Source organism: Mycobacterium sp. 050128 (assembly GCF_036409155.1).
GTDB lineage: Bacteria > Actinomycetota > Actinomycetes > Mycobacteriales > Mycobacteriaceae > Mycobacterium.
The window spans coordinates 181,416-198,836 of the sequence record NZ_JAZGLW010000002.1 but is presented as its reverse complement, the minus strand read 5'-3'; the positions used below and the strand labels follow the sequence as shown (position 1 = coordinate 198,836).

Below are 17,421 nucleotides of genomic sequence, written 5' to 3'. Positions count from 1 at the left end.
CCGCCGGCGGGGCCCGTGCCGTCGCCACGATAAATTCGTCTGATGCCCGTCGACCCCAAAACACCGGTGCTGATCGGCTATGGCCAGGTCAACCACCGCGACGAGATCGACCCGCAAACACGTTCGGTCGAACCCGTCGACCTGATGGTCGCCGCAGCTCAGATGGCCGCCGACGCGCAGGTTCTGCGGGCAGTGGACTCGGTCCGGGTGGTCAACGTGCTGTCGGCAACCTACCGCGACGCCGGGCTGCTGGTCGGCGAGCGGATCGGCGCACCGAGGTTCACGACGCTGTACAGCCCGGTGGGCGGCAACGTGCCGCAGACACTGCTGAATCAGGCCTGCCTGGACATCCAGCAGGGTCGTGCCGGGATGGTGCTGCTCACCGGCGCCGAAACCTGGCGCACCCGGCGGGGGCTGAAGGCCAAGGGCGGCCGGCTCGAGTGGACGGCTCAGGACGAATCCGTGCCGATGGCACAGGTCAGCGGTGAGGACGTGCCGATGGCCGGCGACGCCGAGCTCAGGATCAGGCTGGACCGGCCGGCCTATGTCTACCCGCTGTTCGAGCAGTCCCTGCGCATCGCGAACGATGAGTCGGTCGAGGAGCATCGCGACCGCATCGGGGAGCTGTGGGCGCGCTTCAATGCCGTCGCGGTCGGCAATCCGCACGCCTGGATCCGAAAACCCGCGACCGCCGCCGAGATCGCGCAGCCCGGCCCGCACAACCGGATGATCAGCTGGCCCTACACGAAGTTGATGAACTCCAACAACATGGTCGATCAGGGCGCCGCGCTGGTCCTGACGTCGGTCGAGCAGGCCGCCCGCCTGCACGTCCCGGAAGAGCGCTGGATCTACCCGCACGCCGGTACCGACGCCTACGACACCCCGTCGATCGCGGAGCGCCACGAACTGCACCGGTCGGCGGCCATCCGAATCGCCGGTGCGCGGGCACTGCAGCTGGCCGGCCTGGGCATCGACGACGTCGACTATGTCGACCTGTACTCGTGCTTTCCGTCCGCCGTTCAGGTGGCGGCCGCCGAGCTCGGATTGAGTACCGACGACCCCGCCCGGCCGCTGACGGTCACCGGTGGCCTGACCTTCGCCGGCGGCCCGTGGAGCAACTACGTGATGCACTCGATTGCCACGGTGGCCGAACTGCTGGTGGCCAATCCCGGAAGACGCGCCCTGATCACCGCCAACGGCGGCTACCTGACCAAGCACAGCTTCGGGGTCTACGGCACCGAGCCACCAGACGAATTCCGTTGGGAGAACGTGCAATCCGTGGTGGACCGGGAACCGATCCGGGAGGCGTTGGTGCAGTGGGAAGGCGTCGGCACGGTCGAAGCGTGGACGACGCCGTTCGATCGCGACGGGCAACCGGAGAAGGCTTTCGTTGCGGTACGCACGCCCGACGGATCCCGGGCGCTGGCGGTGATTGCCGACCCCGACGCGGCGCAGGCAACTGTTCGTGAAGATATCGGTGGCGCCAAGGTGGCCGTCACCGCGGACGGCAACGCCACGCTGCAGTAGCCCGGCGGGGAAAAGACCAGGCCACGGTGCCGTTCACTCAGTAACGGTCGCGCAGCGATAGTGGCGCGCATATTGTCGAATCAGACGTTGGGGGAGGTGAGCCCCAGGTGCACACCCTGGTTACCGACGCCACCGGCACACTCGGGCGGCTGGTTGCACGGCAGCTGATTGCTGCCGGGCATTCGGTTACCGGCATTTCGCAGCACCCCGACGCGCGTCTGGACCCCGCGGTCGAATTCGTCTGCGCATCACTGAACGACCCCATCCTGCAAGAACTGGCCGACCAAGCCGACGCGGTGATCCATCTGGCCCCGGTCGAGCCCGACGCACCCGGCACCGCGGGCATCAACGGTGTGGCGCATGTGACGCACGCGGCCGGACGCGCCGGCGCGCGCCTGCTGTTCGTATCCCAGGCCGCCGGCGCCGCCGACGTCTACCAGCCGGCCGAGGACCTGGTGTCCACGAGCCTGGGGCCAAGCCTGATCATCCGGATCGCACCGCCGGTGGGCCGCCAGCTCGACTGGATGGTGTGCCGCACGGTGGCCACCGTGCTGCGCACGAAGGTGTCCGCGCAACCGATGCGGGTGCTGCACCTCGACGACCTGGTGCGCTTTCTGGTCTTGGCGCTGAACACCGACCGCACCGGCATCGTGGATCTGGCCACTCCGGACACCACCAATGTGGTGACCGCTTGGCGACTGTTGCGCGCCGTAGACCCCAGGTCGCGAACGCATCGGATCCGCGGCTGGCCGCAGCCGATTCCCGAGGTGGATATCGTTGCCGCCCAAGAGGATTGGCAGTTCGAGTTCGGCTGGCCGGCCTTCGATGCGGTCGCCGACACCGCGCGCGGACTCGTCGGCCGCAAACTCGGCGCCGGCGGCGCGACCAGCCACGGCGTGCAAATGGCGCTTCCGGTGGAGGTCTTCCCGCGTCCCGCACCATCCGACGAACTGCACAGTGCCGCGCCCGAGGGCGTCGAGGGCGAGTTCGACGACCGCATCGATCCACGATTTCCGGTATTCGCCACCGACGGCCTCGCCGAGGCGTTGCCCGGGCCGCTGACCCCGATCACCCTGGACGTGCAGTTGAGCGGACTGCGCACCGCCAGCCGGGTGATGGGCCAGGCGCTGACGCTGGGCGGTGTGGTCAACGAGGAATGGGGCAGCAGGGCCATCGCCGTGTTCGGTCACCGCCCCTATGTCGGGGTCTCGGCCAACGTCGTCGCCGCCAACCAGCTGCTCGGCTGGGATGACCAGGCCCTCGTCAAGCGCACGTTGGTCGGTCAGCCGCAGGTCGCAGATGTGCTGCCATTCGGCCAGCCCCGGCTGGCAGCCGGAGCGCTCGGATCGGTCGCCAAGGCGGTCGCCACGATGCGATCGCTGGCCCTGATGCATCATCTCAAGGCCGACACCCGGGCCTACAGCGCCGCCGCGTACGCCGAACATGCCGATGCGACACAACTGAGTCTGTTGCCCGACGCGGGCCTGGGCGTGCGAGTTCGGTTGCTGCGGGACCGCATTCACCAGGGCTGGATTCTCACGGCGCTGTGGTTGATCGACTCCGGTGTCACCGCGGCGGCACTCGAACACACCGCGGCGGGCTCCCGCGTGCCCGGAGTGAACGCGATCATGCAAAGCGACCGCGTCACCGACGTGAGCGCCGAGCTGACCGCCGCGCTGCGTGCCGACCCGCCTCTGCGGGCGATGGCCGCCGAAGGCAACCTCGCCAGCATCCGTGCGCTGTCGCCCCCGACCGCTGCGTTGGTGGATGCCGCGATAGCGCAGATCGGGCACCGCGGGCCCGGAGCGGGCGAGCTCGCCAGCCGAGTCTTCGGCGACGACCCGGCGATGCTGTTGACCGCGGCCGCCGAAGCGGCCGGCGAGCCCACCGAACCAGACCCGCCCGCGACGCTGGTCCAGCGAATCGCCACCAACGCCCGCGTCTCGCGCGAGCTCGCCCACGACACCACCCTGCGGTTCACCCATGAGCTTCGAATGACGTTGCGCGAGCTGGGATCTCGGCGAGTCACGGCCGACCTGATCGACGTCGTCGATGACGTGTATTACCTGACCTGCGATGAACTGGTGACCATGCCGGCCGACGCCCGGCTGCGGATCAAACGCCGCCGCGCCGAACGGGAACGCCTGCAGGCCCAGCACCCGCCGGATGTCATCGACCACGACTGGGTGCCCGTCGAACCGCCGTCAGCCCAGCAGATCAGCGAGCGGTGAGGACGGGTCGGCCCGCTTGTCGGGGTCGTTCCACTCGCGCCGGACTAACTCACCAGATCCCGCAGCGCGAGCGCGTTGCGGACGGCGTGGCCGCCCAGGTCGTTGTTGAAGTACATCCACACGTCCCTGCCCTCGCGGTCCCATGCGACGATCCGGTCCGCCCAGGACCGCAACTCGCCGTCCGGGTAGGAACCGGCGTAGAGCGGTTCCGGGTCCGGGCCATGCATGCGGATGTAGACCAGATCGGTGGTGGCGCGCGGTATGCAAGCCAAACCCGCACCGCTCATCACCACGTACGCGGCGCGGTGGCGTTCCAGCAACTGGTAGACGGCAGGGTCGTCCCAAGACGGGTGGCGCAACTCGACGGCCACCCGGATCGATGCCGGCACGCGATCCAGGAATGAATCCAGTCGCGCCTGAGATGCACTGTCGCGCTGCCATTCTGGATGCACCTGGACCAACAGCACACCGTGACGGTCTCCCAGCAGATGCCAACACCGTTCGAACCGCTCGATCCACGGCTCGGGCGAGCCCAGCCGGCGATAGTGGGTCAATCCACGGTGGGCCTTGACCGACATCGTGAAGCCGGGAGGCAGCTGGTCGCGCCATCGGGTGAACGTCGAATCCTTCGGCCAGCGGTAAAAGCTCGCGTTGAGCTCGACGGTGTCGAAAACCTCCGCGTATCGGGCGAGCCGGCGCGCGGATGCCGTTCCGCGCGGGTAGAGCACCTCGACCCAGTGGTCGTAGGACCACCCCGAAGTGCCGATCCGAACGGTCAACCGGCCATCCTGCTACGCAAGTCCTTATCCAGCGACGCGCGGACGAGCGCGGCGGCCAACCGCGCGTTGGCCCGCGGCGCCAGTGCTCCCAGCTCGGCCGGTTCGGCGGGCAGCCCCAGCGTCTTCGCCGTCCCAGTGGCACGGTCGTCGAAGTACGGACGGACCCACGGCCAAACGTCCTGCACCTCGCGCAGGTAGATGTCGGCGCCGGTATCGCCAATTCCCTTGAATTCCTTTAACATTCGCCTCGCCTGAGCGGCATCGTGATGACTGCGCTGGGCGATTTCACGCAGATCGCCGAAGTACTCGTCATTCACCCGTTGCGCCATCTCGGTGAGCCGGGTCGCCGAACTTTCGTCGTAGCGCACGTAGTGAGCGCGGCCGAACGCGTCGATCATCTTTTGCCGGTCGGCCGCCAGGACCGCCTTGGGCGTGCGCAGGCCCGCCTTGAACAGCTCGCGCGCCCCACGCATCGCGATAGCGGCATCGATGGGCTTGCTGGCAAGCATGCACAACACCAGCAGTTGAAACAGCGGCATCGGTTTATCGCTGATCCGGATTCCCGCCTCATCCGCGTACGTGCTGCCGCCGGCCTCAAGCACGCGCCGCACCAGCTGCTTGGACCTGTCCGACTTGCTCATAGCTCGGCGCGTACCCGCCACGCGCGCCGGCAAACGTTACTTCGGTGGCAGGCTGCACGCGTACCCGACGCCGCGGTCGACCCAACTCGCAAGCTGGCGTTTGGTTTTCACGCCCTCGGCGGCGACCCGCAACCAGCCCCGGGTTTCGCGGCCGGCCATCACCATCGGGCTGACGTGAGGGCGATCGAGCAGCTTGGCGGTGTCCTCCGGCGGCACCCGTACCATCAATCCGCCCTTGCCGCTGGCCGCGACCGCCATATTTCCGCCGACGAGGAAAGCCAGCCCGCCGAACATCGACTTCTCGTCGACACCGCGGTGCCGTGCCAGCAATTCGCGGATCCGGTTGGCGAGTTCCAGGTCGTATGCCATGCGTCGACGCTAGTCGTGCGCACCGACACCCGCGGCCGGGTCAGTCCAGGTCGACCCGAATGGTGAGCAGCTCGCTGCCCATCATGCGCACCACCGCGCTGTTGAGCCGCGGCAGATTGCCCAGCCGCTGCACCGCGTCGTCGTCGGGCAACAGGTGAGCGGTGCCGTTTCGCCACTGACCACCTAGGCGCAGCCGTACACCGGGGTGGGCCTTGATGTTGCGGACGTAGTCCGAGTGCTCGCCGTGTTCGGAGACCATCCAGAACTGGTTGTCCACCACCCGTCCGCCGACGGGGGTGAGGCGAGGCTGCCCGCTCTTGCGGCCAGTCGTTTCGAGCATGGTCACCGGCAATTGCCGACCCACCGGATTGACCACCAACCGTTGAACGCGATGCACTACTTGCCGTTTGAGATCGCCGAGGCCGCTCATACCGCCCATTCTGCAGTACCCGGCAAAACGATTTTGCTGCGCTATCCCGGCCTGGGTCACGAGTCCGCAGAATGCGGGCAGCCGCCCCCTCGCGAGGGCGGCTGCCGCGGTGACTTTTATGCCGGGTAGCGAACGAACGCACCGTTAGGCGTCAGATACACACCCCAGGCCTGCTCGTTCGGGTTCCACACCACCGGAAATTCGCCCGGTACATGGTCAGGCCGCCACCGTTGCGGAGTGCGTGACCGGTTCCAGTGCCTGCGCGACGATCTCCGCGACGTCGGTCATCGGCTTGACGGTCAGCGCCCCGAGCACTTCGGCCGGCACGTCGTCGAGATCCGGCTCGTTTCGCTGCGGGATGAAAACCGTTGACAGACCGGCACGTTGGGCGGCCAGCAGCTTCTGCTTCACACCACCGATCGGCAGCACCCGGCCGTTCAGCGTGACCTCACCGGTCATGCCGACGTCGGAGCGAACCTGACGCCCGGTGGCCATCGACACCAGTGCGGTAACCATCGTGACACCGGCCGACGGGCCGTCCTTGGGCACCGCGCCCGCCGGCACGTGCACGTGAATGCGCCGGTCCAGCGCCGTCGGGTCGACAGCCAATTCGGCCGCATGGGAGCGGACGTAGGACAGCGCGATCTGCGCCGACTCCTTCATCACGTCGCCCAGTTGACCGGTCAGCTGCAACCCGGGCTCACCATCGGTGGCCCCGGCTTCGATATAGAGCACATCGCCGCCCAGGCCGGTGACAGCCAGCCCCGTGGCAACGCCCGGCACCGCGGTGCGTTCGGCCGACTCCGGCGTAAACCGCGGCCGGCCAAGGTAATCCACCAGGTCGGGCTCGTCGATGATCACCGGTTCATCGGCGATCTTGGTCGTCACCTTGCGCAGCGCCTTGGCCAGCAGCCGTTCGAACTGCCGAACCCCCGGCTCGCGGGTGTAATCGGCGGCGATCTTGCGCAGCGCCGCGTCGGTGACGGTGACCTCGTCGCTGGTCAACGCGGCCCGCTCCCGCTGCCGTGGCAGCAGGTACTCGCGGGCGATGGCGACCTTGTCGTCCTCGGTGTAACCGTCGATGGCAACCAGCTCCATGCGGTCCAGCAGTGCCGACGGGATGTTCTCAATCACGTTGGCAGTAGCCAAGAACACGACGTCGGACAGGTCGAGGTCCAGATCCAGGTAGTGGTCGCGGAATGTGTGGTTCTGCGCCGGGTCCAGCACCTCGAGCAGTGCCGCGCTCGGGTCGCCGCGATAATCGGAACCGACCTTGTCGATTTCGTCAAGCAGCACAACGGGATTCATCGAACCCGCCTCGCCGATCGCGCGCACGATCCGGCCGGGCAACGCGCCCACGTAGGTGCGCCGGTGGCCACGGATCTCGGCCTCGTCGCGCACACCGCCCAACGCGACACGCACGAACTTGCGGCCCAGCGCCCTGGCCACGCTCTCACCCAGCGACGTCTTACCGACCCCGGGCGGACCGGCCAGCACCATCACCGCGCCCGAGCCGCGGCCGCCCACAACCTGCAGCCCACGCTGGGCGCGCCGCGAACGCACCGCCAGATATTCGACGATGCGGTCCTTGACGTCGTCCAGCCCGTGATGGTCGGCGTCCAGGATGCCCCGCGCCGCCGCCAGGTCCGTCGAGTCCTCGGTGCGGACGTGCCACGGCAGGTCCAGCACGGTGTCCAGCCAGGTACGAATCCAGCCGCTTTCCGGGCTCTGGTCGCTGGCGCGCTCCAGCTTGCCGACCTCGCGCAGCGCGGCCTCACGGACGTTGTCGGGCAGCTCGGCGGCCTCGACCCGGGCCCGGTAGTCGTCGGACCCGTCGGGCTCGCCCTCACCCAGCTCCTTACGAATCGCGGCCAGCTGTTGGCGCAGCAGGAACTCCTTCTGCGTCTTCTCCATGCCATCGCGGACGTCCTCGGCGATCTTGTCGTTGACCTCGACTTCGGCGAGGTGGTCGCTCGTCCAGTCGATCAGCACGCGCAGCCGCTCGGCGACGTCCACCGTCTCCAGCAGCTGCCGCTTCTGCACGTCGGTCAGATACGACGCGTAGCCCGAGGTGTCGGCCAGCGCCGACGGATCGGTCAGGCTGTTGACGTAGTCGATGATCTGCCAGGCCTCGCGCCGTTGCAGCATGGCCAGCAGCAGCTTCTTGTATTCCGCCGCCAGCGTTTTGATTTCGTCGGTCGCATCGACGTCGTCGACCTCGGTCACCTCGACCCACAACGCCGCGCCGGGCCCGCTGGCTCCCGCGCCGATCTGCGCCCTGCGCTCGCCCCGTACGACGGCGGCGGTTCCGCCACTGCCGGCGATGCGTCCGACCTGGAGAATCTTGGCGATCACACCGTGGGACGGATAACGGTCCTCGAGACGGGGGGCGATCAGCAGTTCACCGGACTCACTGGCCCGCGCCGCGTCGACAGCCACCCGAGCGGCATCGTCCAGCTCGATGGGCACAACCATTCCGGGCAACACGATCGTGTCGGTGACGAACAGCACCGGCACTGATTTAGGTTCAGACATCCATACTCCCAAAGGTTTAGTCTGTTGCGCTCAACCTTTGCCGGATGGTTTTTGTTCCCGACGGTGCCCGGACCGGCGGTGTGACCTGGCTCAATCGGCTTCAGTTAGCCGCAGCGCGCTGGCGCGCCCGGAAGGCCTGAACCTTGACTTTATTGCCGCAGGTGGCCATGCCGCACCAGTGCCGGTTCTTCGCCCGGGAGGAGTCGACGTAGAGCAGCGAGCAATTCGGGTGATCGCACCGCTTGACGTCGTCGATGTCGGGGCCGGCGAGCAGGTCCAGTAAATCCGCGGCCAGGCTCGCGATCAGTTGTGGCGCGGTGCCCCCGCGCGACGTGTCGCCGTTGGGGAGCAGCCGCGGTGTCAGCGCAGGGCGCGAGGCCTGCGTGTTCAACAGGTCGACATCTGCCGGCTCGGGCTCGCGGCCGTCCAGCCGCGCGGTGGCAGTGCGGTAGATCGCTTCGCGCACGGCGATCGCGGTGGCCAGATCGTCGTCGGTGACCTCGATGCCGGCATCCACCAATCCCGCCTGCACAGCCCATTCCGATAGCACCGCAGGCTCGATCAACCGCTCCTCACGAGTGGTGTTGCGGTGTTTCATCGTGCCCGCGAAATTGAGGCAGGCCCGGCCGCATACGAACCCGAATTTCACGTAACCACCTTGGCAGGTTTCAGCCAACCCCGCAACAGCTCGTGCGCACCGGCCTACTCGACTGGTGCCAGCCGCCGCAGCTGCGTGACGTGGGCGGGGGAGAGCTCCTCAAGACTGCGCACGCCCAGCAGCCGCATCGTGCGCAGCACCCCGCTCTCCAGGATGTCGATCGCACGGTTGACCCCCGCCTCGCCACCCGCCATCAGCCCGTAGAGATAGGCACGCCCGACCAGCGTGAACCGTGCGCCCAGCGCGATCGCGGCCACGATGTCGGCGCCCGACATGATGCCGGTGTCCACCAGAACCTCGGTGTCCTTGCCCAGCTCGCGTGCCACCGCCGGCAACAGATGGAAGGGGACCGGGGCCCGATCCAGTTGGCGTCCACCATGATTGGACAACACGACGCCGTCGACGCCGTGCTCCACGGCAGCCCGCGCATCGTCGAGCGTCTGGATACCCTTGACCACGAGCTTGCCCGGCCATTGCTCCTTGATCCAGGCCAGGTCGTCGAAGGTCAGGCTGGGGTCGAACATCGTGCTCAGGTACTCGGCGACGGTGCCCGGCCAGCGATCCAGCGACGCGAACGCCAGTGGCTCGGTGGTCAGCAGGTCGAACCACCACTTCGGGTGCGGCACCGCGTCGAGCACCGTGCGCAGCGTCAGCGACGGCGGGATCGTCATCCCGTTGCGGCTGTCCCGGAACCGGGCCCCGGAGACCGGCACGTCGACGGTGGCCAGCAGGGTGTCGAATCCTGCGTCGGCGGCGCGCTTGACCAGCGCCATCGACCGGTCGCGGTCCTTCCACATATATAGCTGAAACCATTTGCGGCCCTGCGGGACCGCGGCCACCAGGTCTTCGATCGCGCAGGTGCCGAGCGTGGAGAGCGAAAACGGGATGCCGGCCTTGGCCGCCGCCGCTGCTCCGGCGATCTCGCCTTCGGTCTGCATCAACCGGGTGAATCCGGTCGGCGCGATCCCGAACGGCAAGGCGACGGCCTGACCCAGCACGTCCCACCCGGCGGTCACATTGCTGACGTCGCGCAGGATCGTCGGGTGGAATTCGATGTCGCGGAAGGCTTGTCGGGCACGCTCTAGCGACAACTCGTCCTCGGCCGCACCGTCGGTGTAGTCGAATGCCGCCTTGGGGGTTCGGCGTTTGGCGATGCGGCGCAGATCCTCGATCGTGAATGCCGCGCTGAGCCGACGTGTGGTCGCGTTGAACTGAGGCCGCTTGAATTGCAGGAGCGGGGCCAGGTCGCGGGCTTTGGGCATGCGTCGTTTGACGGCCATGTATGTCACCGTAGTCATATGGACTCGGCGGACGATCCCTTCGATCTGACACGTTTCGTTGTCGCACAGGAGCCGGTCTACGGCAGCGTCGTCGAGGAGCTGCGGGACGGACGAAAACGTGGTCACTGGATGTGGTTCGTCTTCCCGCAGCTGCGCGGCCTGGGCAGTAGTCCGACGGCCGTCCACTACGGCATCTCGTCGCTGCAGGAGGCTCGCGCCTATCTCGGGCATGAGGTGCTGGGGCCGCGGCTGCATGAGTGCACCCGGCTGGTCAATCGGGTGCGGGGTCGCTCGATCACGCAGATCTTCGGTACACCTGACGATCTCAAGCTGCGTTCGTCGATGACGTTGTTTGCGCTGGCGACCGACGACCGCCAGGACTTCCTCACGCTGCTCGACATTTACTACCGCGGTGAGCAGGACGCCCTGACGCTGGCCCAGCTAGGCGACTAAGCGGGCCGCAGGATTCGCCAGCCATGCGGCTCGACGGTCACCTCTGCGACGACGTCGCTGGGTGGGGCCGCCGATCCGGCGACCACCTCGGCGCGCGCCGGCCCGAGCTCCGCCAGCACCAGCCGCAGCGGCTCGTCGTCGATATTGAGCGCAACCACCAGCGCATCGTCGCCGCCGCGCGTCTCGTAGACGTAGTGCCGGTTGGCCAGCCGCAACGACGTGGTGGTGGCGGAATGGAGCCAGGGGTGGCGACGGCGCAGTCCAACCAGGAACTGGTGCAGTCGCCACACCTCAGCACCAAAGTCGTCCAATTGCAAAGGGGGAGAACCGAACTCCGGGCGTATCGCGTCGTCGCCGCCGTAGCGTTCTTCTTTGACGGCGCGAAACCCGAACTCGTCGCCGGCGTACACGCTGGGCACACCCCCTATCGTCAACAGCAGCACCAGCGCGTGCGGGAGATGATCGGCGTTCTCCAGCCGGCTGGCGATTCGGGTGACGTCGTGATTGCCGATGAACGTCAGCGGCGCGAAGCTGGCCAGAAACGTGCTGTGGCGCTGCAGTGCCCAGTCCAGCTCGAAGAAGTTGCCGTCGTTGAGGCCACTCCAGATGGCCTTCCACAGTTCGTACTGGGTGGCGGAGTCGAAGGTGGCCGCCTCGACGATCGCGGCATAGTCGCCGTGGATCAGTTCGCCGACGAACCAGGCGTCCGGATGCCGCTCGCGCACCCGCGGTAACGTCGCCGCCCAGAACTGTTGCGGCACTGCATAAGCCGCGTCCAATCGCCAGCCATCGGCGCCGCGCTGCAACCAGTGCGACATCACGTCCGCGACGTAGTCGACGACTTCCGGGTGGTCGTGATTGAGGGTAATCAGCTCGGAATGTCCCTCAAAGGTGTGAAACCGCCCGGGACGACCCCGAAACCAGCGCGCCGCCGTATCGTCGTGCGCCGCATCGAGGTAGCGTCCGAAGTCCACCCCGACATGGTTGAAGACACCGTCGAGCAGCACCCGCAGCCCGCGGGCTCGGGCCTCGGCTATGAGGTAGTCGAAATCGCCGTCGTCGCCGAGCCGAGGGTCAATCCGGTAATGGTCAGTCGTGTCGTAACCGTGTGTGCGCGAGGCAAAGATCGGCCCCAGCGCAACTCCGGAAGCCCCCAGCTCGATGGCGTGATCGAACCACTGCGCAAGCCGCCGCAATCGGTGTTCGCCGGGATCTGCCTGCGCCGACCCCTTGGGCGTGGGAAACGCTCCCACGAAGCCCAAGGGATAGACCTGCCACCAGATCGCGTGCGCTACCCAGGATGCGGTCACCGGCGACGATCAGCCGACGCCGGCCAGTGTTTGCGCGGTCGTGATCGCTTGTGCCACACCAGAAACGATCGCTGCGGCCTTCAAGGCTTCCAGGATCACCTCACGATCCACGCCGGCCTCACGAAGCGTGTGCTCGTGTGCCACAACGCAGTGCGAACACCCGTTGATCGATGACACCGCGAACGACCACAGCTCGAAATTCGCCTTGTCCACGCCCGGATTGCCGATGATGTTCATCCGCAATCCGGCCCGCAGGTCGTCGTACTTACCGTCTAAGAACCCGCGGCCACGGTAGAACACATTGTTCATGCCCATGATCGACGCGGCACCCAGAGCCGCCTGGTACGCCTCGGCAGACAGATTGTCGGCTGCCTCGGCCCCAAATTCGGCCAGCACTTGGGTGTTTCGCGTTGCCGCCGCACTGGCCAGCAACGTGCCCCACAACTGTTCGTCGTTGAGCACGGTGGTCCGCGCGATCGAGCCCAGGTTGAGCTTGAGGTCCTTGGCGTATTCCGGCAGCGCTTCCTTCAGATTCTCGATGCTCATCACAAACCTCCAGATCGAGCCGAAATTACGCCGAGGCCTTAAGCAGTTCTCCGGCGTTCAGCGTCGGGTCGCCCTTGCGCCAGTTGCAGGCACACAGCTCGTCGGATTGCAGAGCGTCCAGGACTCGCAGCACCTCGTCCACGTTACGCCCCACGGATCCCGCGGTCGCCGAGACGAATTGGATCTCGTTGTTGGGGTCGACGATGAAGGTGACGCGGTCGGCGACGCCGTCGGCGTTGAGCACCCCCGTGGCCAGGGCCAGCTCGCGCTTGATGTCCGACAGCATCGGGAACGGCAGCTTCTTGAGGTCCTCGTGCTGGGCACGCCACTGGAAGTGCACGAATTCACTGTCCACCGAGACGCCGAGCACCTGCGCGTCGCGATCCTCGAACTCGTCGTTCAGCTTGCCGAACGCGGCGATCTCGGTCGGGCACACGAAGGTGAAGTCCTTGGGCCAGAAGAACACGATCCGCCACTTGCCCTCGTGGCCGTCGCTGGAGAAGGTCTTGAAGTAGTCCTCGGGTTGCTGGGCGTCGACCTTCGACAGGTCGCCACCGATCAGCCCGGTGAGCTCGTAGGCGGGAAACTGGTCGCCGATCGTCAACAGTGTCACATCCGCTCCTTATCTGGAATTAGTCAAGATTAAGTGTCTGTCACCATGTTGCCGGGAGCGGTGTCTGAAGTAAAGGTGATATATCACACTATACTTATAGCCATGACCGATAAGAGTTTTCAGCCCACTCTGGCCGGGCTGCGGGCGTTCGCGGCGGTGGCCGAGAAGCATCATTTCGGCAGTGCCGCAACGGATCTCGGTGTCAGCCAGTCGACACTCTCGCAGTCGCTCGCCGCCCTCGAAATGGGCCTGGGCACCCACCTCGTCGAGCGTTCGACGCGGCGTGTCCGCTTGACACCGGAAGGCGCGCAACTGCTGCCGCTCGCCCAAGCCGTGGTCGAGGCGGCGGAGGCGTTCACCGCCGCCGCGGGGGGCACCTCGGATCCTCTGCAAGGCACCCTGCGCCTGGGCATGATCCCCACGGTGGCGCCCTACGTCTTGCCCACCGTGCTGACCGGCCTCTCCAATCGCCTTCCCGCCCTGACCCTGCGGGTGATCGAAGACCAGACCGAGCGACTGCTGACCGCACTGCGCGGCGGGGCCCTGGATGCGGCCCTGATCGCACTGCCCGCCGATGCCACCGGACTCACCGAGGTGCCGATCTACGAGGAGGACTTCCTGCTCGCGGTTCCGCCCGGCCACCCGCTGTCCGGCAAACGCCGGGTACCCACCTCGGCGTTGGCGGAACTGCCGCTGCTGCTACTCGACGAGGGACACTGCCTGCGCGATCAAGCCCTCGATGTCTGCCAAAAAGCCGGTCTGCGAGCCGAACTCGCCGACACCCGGGCCGCGTCGCTGGCCACCGCGGTGCAGTGCGTGACCGGCGGGCTGGGGGTGACGCTGATCCCGCAGAGCGCGGCACCCGTGGAGGCCGCCCGCAGCCAGCTCGGGCTCGCGCAGTTCGCGTCGCCGCGCCCGGGCCGGCGCATCGGACTGGTGTTCCGCTCGTCGAGTGGCCGCGACGAATCGTATCGGCGACTTGCCGCCATCATCGGCGAGTCGGTCGGCAGCGAACAGCAGGTGCGTGTGCTCAGATAGCCGCATTCGGCAGCGGCTGCCAGTGCGTCCACGAGCGCGCCGGCCACTCCACTCAGCGTTCGGTGGTGCCGGCGGTAGGTTCTGCCTATGGAAAAGGTGATCGCGGTGCTCAGGCGCACGGATGCGGACGACAATTGGGCCGCTCGCCAACGGGGGCCGGTAGCCGACGCATTGTTGGGCCTGGGCCTGCCCGGGCTGGCCGTCAACGTGAAAGACGGTGCGGTGCGGCATTCACTGATGACGTTGACGACCATGGATCCACCGGCCGTTGCCGTCGTGAGCATGTGGACGCAGCAGTGCTACGGCGCACAGATGACCAAGGCGTTGGCGATGCTCGCGGCCGAATGTGAACAGCTCGCCGCTTACTTGGTCACCGAGTCGGTCCCGCTGCCTTTTCCCGGTGGCGACCCCGGCTCTCGCACAACAGGTTTCGCCAATATCGCGCTGCTGCGCCGGCCCACAGAGCTGGACCAGGCGACCTGGCTGAAGCGCTGGCAGCTCGACCACACTTCGGTGGCCATCGAGACGCAGTCGACCTTCGGTTATACCCAGAACTTGGTGGTACGGGCGCTGACTCCAGACGCGCCGGGAATCGCGGGCATCGTCGAGGAGTTGTTCCCGATCGAAGCGGTGTCCGATCTGAAGGCGTTCTTCGGTGCCGCCGACGACGACGACCTGCAGGACCGGCTGGGCCGAATGGTCGCCAGCACAACCGCGTTCGGCGCCAACGAGAACATCGACACGGTGCCGACCAGCCGCTATGTGTTCAAGGCAGCCTTTGGAACGTGAGGACCGGAAATGACAACACTCAAGGACGCTGTGGCGCTCGCGGCGACGGAAAGCGGACTGGCGGTGATCTCGACGGTTCGCGCCGACGGAACCGTGCAGGCATCGCTGGTCAACGTCGGATTGTTGCCCCACCCGCACACTGGTGAGTCGGTCCTCGGCTTCACCACCTACGGCAAAGTCAAGCTCGCCAACCTCCGGGAGCGGCCGCAACTGGCCGTCACGTTCCGCAACGGCTGGCAATGGGCGACCGTCGAAGGCCGCGCAGAGCTGGTCGGTCCCGACGACTCGCAGCCGTGGCTTGCCGACACCGACCAGTTGCGGCTCCTGCTGCGCGACGTCTTCACCACGGCCGGCGGAACCCACGACGACTGGGACGAGTACGACCGCGTGATGGCCATGGAACGTCGCGCCGTGGTGCTGATCGCGCCCACCCGCGTCTACAGCAACGGGTGAGCTCGGGCCGGACCCGCGGCGAGGTTAGGCTGCAGCGGTGACGTTGCTGACCGATGACACCAACCGGGTACGCACCCTGACGCTGAACCGGCCGGAAGCGCTCAACGCCTTCAACGAAGCGCTCTACGACGCCACGGCGGAGGCACTGTTGGCCGCCGCCGACGATCCGGAGATCGCGGTCGTGGTCTTGACCGGGACCGGGCGCGGCTTTTCTGCCGGCACCGATCTCGCCGAGATGCAGGCGCGCATCGCCGACCCCGGCTTCACTGCGGGCAAACACGGATTCCCCGGCATGATCGACGCGCTGAGCGCGTTTCCCAAGCCCCTGATTTGCGCCGTGAACGGCGTCGGAGTGGGGATCGGCGCCACCATCCTCGGCTACGCCGACCTGGCGTTCATGTCGTCGACGGCGCGGCTGAAGTGTCCGTTCACCAGCCTGGGGGTGGCCCCCGAGGCTGCCTCGTCGTATCTGCTGCCACAGCTGGTCGGCCGGCAGAACGCCGCCTGGTTGTTGATGTCGTCGGAATGGGTGGATGCACAGGAGGCCTTGCGGATGGGCCTGGTCTGGCGGGTCTGCGAGCCGGAAGAGCTGTTGCCCGAAACCCGTCGATACGCCGAAGTCCTTGCCTCCCGGCCGGTTTCGAGCCTGATGGCGGTGAAACGCACGATGACAGAACCGATACGGCCCGAGATCGTGGCCGCAACCGCACGCGAGAACGCGTATTTCGCCGAGCTGATGGGCGCTGCGGCCAACGCCGCGGCCCTGGCCGATTTCGCGGGACGAAAGAACAGCTGAAGCACTGAGCGGAATTAACGAAATGCGACGCGTCTAGCGCGCCACCGCGGATTCGAGTTCGGCGTCGACTTGCTTCGACCCCTCGATGATCGCCCGCAGCGTTCGCCGGCACCGCCCGCAGTCACCGCCGGCGCCGCACAGCGCGGCCACTTCCTTCGAGGTGGAGGCACCGCGGGCAACGCACTCGGCCACGGTGTGATTGGTGACGCCGACGCACAAGCACACGTACATCAGCACTCCTCCCATTCACCCGCACTAGCCCGAACAGGCCTCACATTAAGCGAGTCTACCCTAAGTAGGTTAGACGACCCTAACTCCTAACGGGCATATCGGCCAGTGAGCGCAGCCATACCTTGCTGGAACAATTCCAATTTGCGTGGCAAAGTGCTGCTTGGCCGGCACGGTGAACCCCAGCCGGTCACCCGCGGCCCGCAGCCACGACCACCGGAGGAGTGATCATGCAAGGGGATCCAGACGTTCTGCGTCTGCTCAACGAGCAGTTGACCAGTGAGCTGACCGCGATCAACCAGTACTTTCTGCACTCGAAGATGCAAGAGAACTGGGGCTTTACCGAGGTTGCCGAGCACACGCGCGCGGAGTCCTTCGACGAGATGCGCCACGCCGAGGCGATCACCGACCGCATCTTGCTGCTGGACGGCCTGCCGAACTACCAGCGCCTGTTCTCGCTGCGCATCGGTCAGACGCTGCGCGAGCAATTCGAGGCGGATCTGGCAATCGAATACGAGGTCTTGGCCCGTCTCAAGCCCGGCGTGATCATGTGCCGCGCAAAAGAAGACAGCACCAGCGCCTTCTTGCTGGAGAAGATCATCGCCGACGAGGAAAACCACGTCGACTATCTGGAGACGCAGCTTCAGCTGATGGAGAAGCTGGGCGAGCCGCTGTACTTGGCACAATGCGTGTCCCGTCCGCCGGGCTCGATCGCGTAGTCCCGATGTGAATTGAGTGACCCGCG

At 66.7% G+C, this 17,421-nt stretch carries 19 protein-coding genes; 8 read left to right on the top strand and 11 right to left on the bottom strand.

What is annotated here, in order from left to right:
• Window positions 1-42: 42 nt before the first annotated feature.
• Window positions 43-1,527, top strand: coding sequence for an acetyl-CoA acetyltransferase (locus tag SKC41_RS18385; protein WP_330979127.1), 1,485 nt, complete (start codon window positions 43-45; stop codon window positions 1,525-1,527).
• Window positions 1,528-1,634: 107 nt separating this feature from the next.
• Window positions 1,635-3,758, top strand: coding sequence for an NAD(P)H-binding protein (locus tag SKC41_RS18380; protein ID WP_330979126.1), 2,124 nt, complete (start codon window positions 1,635-1,637; stop codon window positions 3,756-3,758).
• A gap of 44 nt (window positions 3,759-3,802) precedes the next feature.
• Here SKC41_RS18380 and SKC41_RS18375 read toward each other — a convergent pair whose 3' ends face one another.
• The 7 genes from SKC41_RS18375 to SKC41_RS18345 form a co-directional block, all read right to left on the bottom strand.
• Window positions 3,803-4,537, bottom strand: a complete 735-nt coding sequence (locus SKC41_RS18375; protein WP_330979125.1) for a DUF72 domain-containing protein — start codon at window positions 4,535-4,537, stop codon at window positions 3,803-3,805.
• Window positions 4,534-5,178, bottom strand: coding sequence for an endonuclease (locus tag SKC41_RS18370; RefSeq protein WP_330979124.1), 645 nt, complete (start codon window positions 5,176-5,178; stop codon window positions 4,534-4,536). Before SKC41_RS18370 ends, SKC41_RS18375 begins: the two co-directional genes overlap by 4 nt.
• A 36-nt stretch (window positions 5,179-5,214) precedes the next feature.
• On the bottom strand, window positions 5,215-5,547 hold the full coding sequence (locus tag SKC41_RS18365; protein ID WP_330979123.1) for a TfoX/Sxy family protein: 333 nt from the start codon (window positions 5,545-5,547) through the stop codon (window positions 5,215-5,217).
• 40 nt (window positions 5,548-5,587) lie between these two features.
• A complete protein-coding gene (locus SKC41_RS18360; protein WP_330979122.1) occupies window positions 5,588-5,977 on the bottom strand; it encodes a nitroreductase family deazaflavin-dependent oxidoreductase in 390 nt (129 codons plus the stop codon).
• 216 nt (window positions 5,978-6,193) lie between these two features.
• Complete coding sequence (gene lon / locus SKC41_RS18355) at window positions 6,194-8,512, bottom strand: endopeptidase La (protein WP_330979121.1); 2,319 nt, start codon at window positions 8,510-8,512, stop codon at window positions 6,194-6,196.
• A gap of 100 nt (window positions 8,513-8,612) precedes the next feature.
• Complete coding sequence (locus SKC41_RS18350; RefSeq protein ID WP_330979120.1) at window positions 8,613-9,161, bottom strand: CGNR zinc finger domain-containing protein; 549 nt, start codon at window positions 9,159-9,161, stop codon at window positions 8,613-8,615.
• A 53-nt stretch (window positions 9,162-9,214) separates the two neighbouring features.
• The gene (locus SKC41_RS18345) at window positions 9,215-10,450 is read right to left on the bottom strand and encodes an alpha-hydroxy acid oxidase (RefSeq protein ID WP_330979119.1); all 1,236 of its coding nucleotides are present in this window, start codon (window positions 10,448-10,450) and stop codon (window positions 9,215-9,217) included.
• An 18-nt stretch (window positions 10,451-10,468) separates the two neighbouring features.
• Here SKC41_RS18345 and SKC41_RS18340 point away from each other — a divergent pair, with 18 nt between their 5' ends.
• Window positions 10,469-10,903, top strand: coding sequence for a DUF1810 domain-containing protein (locus SKC41_RS18340; RefSeq protein ID WP_330979118.1), 435 nt, complete (start codon window positions 10,469-10,471; stop codon window positions 10,901-10,903).
• Here SKC41_RS18340 and SKC41_RS18335 read toward each other — a convergent pair.
• From SKC41_RS18335 to SKC41_RS18325, 3 genes are read right to left on the bottom strand one after another with little or no spacing between them, the layout of a single operon-like run.
• Window positions 10,900-12,213: an alpha-amylase family protein gene (locus SKC41_RS18335; RefSeq protein WP_330979117.1), complete on the bottom strand. Its 1,314-nt coding sequence runs from the start codon at window positions 12,211-12,213 to the stop codon at window positions 10,900-10,902. The genes SKC41_RS18340 and SKC41_RS18335 overlap by 4 nt on opposite strands.
• A gap of 9 nt (window positions 12,214-12,222) precedes the next feature.
• A complete protein-coding gene (locus SKC41_RS18330) occupies window positions 12,223-12,759 on the bottom strand; it encodes an alkyl hydroperoxide reductase (RefSeq protein WP_330979116.1) in 537 nt (178 codons plus the stop codon).
• 25 nt (window positions 12,760-12,784) lie between these two features.
• On the bottom strand, window positions 12,785-13,372 hold the full coding sequence (locus SKC41_RS18325) for a peroxiredoxin (protein ID WP_330979115.1): 588 nt from the start codon (window positions 13,370-13,372) through the stop codon (window positions 12,785-12,787).
• Window positions 13,373-13,474: 102 nt separating this feature from the next.
• Here SKC41_RS18325 and SKC41_RS18320 point away from each other — a divergent pair, with 102 nt between their 5' ends.
• The 4 genes from SKC41_RS18320 (at window position 13,475) to SKC41_RS18305 (ending at window position 16,448) form a co-directional block, all read left to right on the top strand.
• The gene (locus SKC41_RS18320) at window positions 13,475-14,410 is read left to right on the top strand and encodes a hydrogen peroxide-inducible genes activator (RefSeq protein ID WP_330979114.1); all 936 of its coding nucleotides are present in this window, start codon (window positions 13,475-13,477) and stop codon (window positions 14,408-14,410) included.
• Window positions 14,411-14,497: 87 nt separating this feature from the next.
• The gene (locus tag SKC41_RS18315; protein WP_330979113.1) at window positions 14,498-15,199 is read left to right on the top strand and encodes a hypothetical protein; all 702 of its coding nucleotides are present in this window, start codon (window positions 14,498-14,500) and stop codon (window positions 15,197-15,199) included.
• A gap of 9 nt (window positions 15,200-15,208) precedes the next feature.
• Window positions 15,209-15,652, top strand: a complete 444-nt coding sequence (locus SKC41_RS18310; RefSeq protein ID WP_330979112.1) for a TIGR03618 family F420-dependent PPOX class oxidoreductase — start codon at window positions 15,209-15,211, stop codon at window positions 15,650-15,652.
• Window positions 15,653-15,689: 37 nt separating this feature from the next.
• Window positions 15,690-16,448, top strand: a complete 759-nt coding sequence (locus SKC41_RS18305) for an enoyl-CoA hydratase/isomerase family protein (protein WP_330979111.1) — start codon at window positions 15,690-15,692, stop codon at window positions 16,446-16,448.
• Between the two features lie 33 nt (window positions 16,449-16,481).
• On the opposite strand, the gene SKC41_RS18300 is transcribed toward SKC41_RS18305, so the two are convergent.
• Window positions 16,482-16,679 carry a (2Fe-2S)-binding protein gene (locus SKC41_RS18300; protein ID WP_330979110.1) on the bottom strand — a complete coding sequence of 66 codons (198 nt, stop codon included), beginning with the start codon at window positions 16,677-16,679 and terminating at the stop codon, window positions 16,482-16,484.
• Window positions 16,680-16,906: 227 nt separating this feature from the next.
• Between SKC41_RS18300 and bfr the strand changes: the two genes are divergently transcribed.
• Window positions 16,907-17,395 carry a bacterioferritin gene (gene bfr / locus SKC41_RS18295; RefSeq protein ID WP_330979109.1) on the top strand — a complete coding sequence of 163 codons (489 nt, stop codon included), beginning with the start codon at window positions 16,907-16,909 and terminating at the stop codon, window positions 17,393-17,395.
• Window positions 17,396-17,421: the final 26 nt, after the last annotated feature.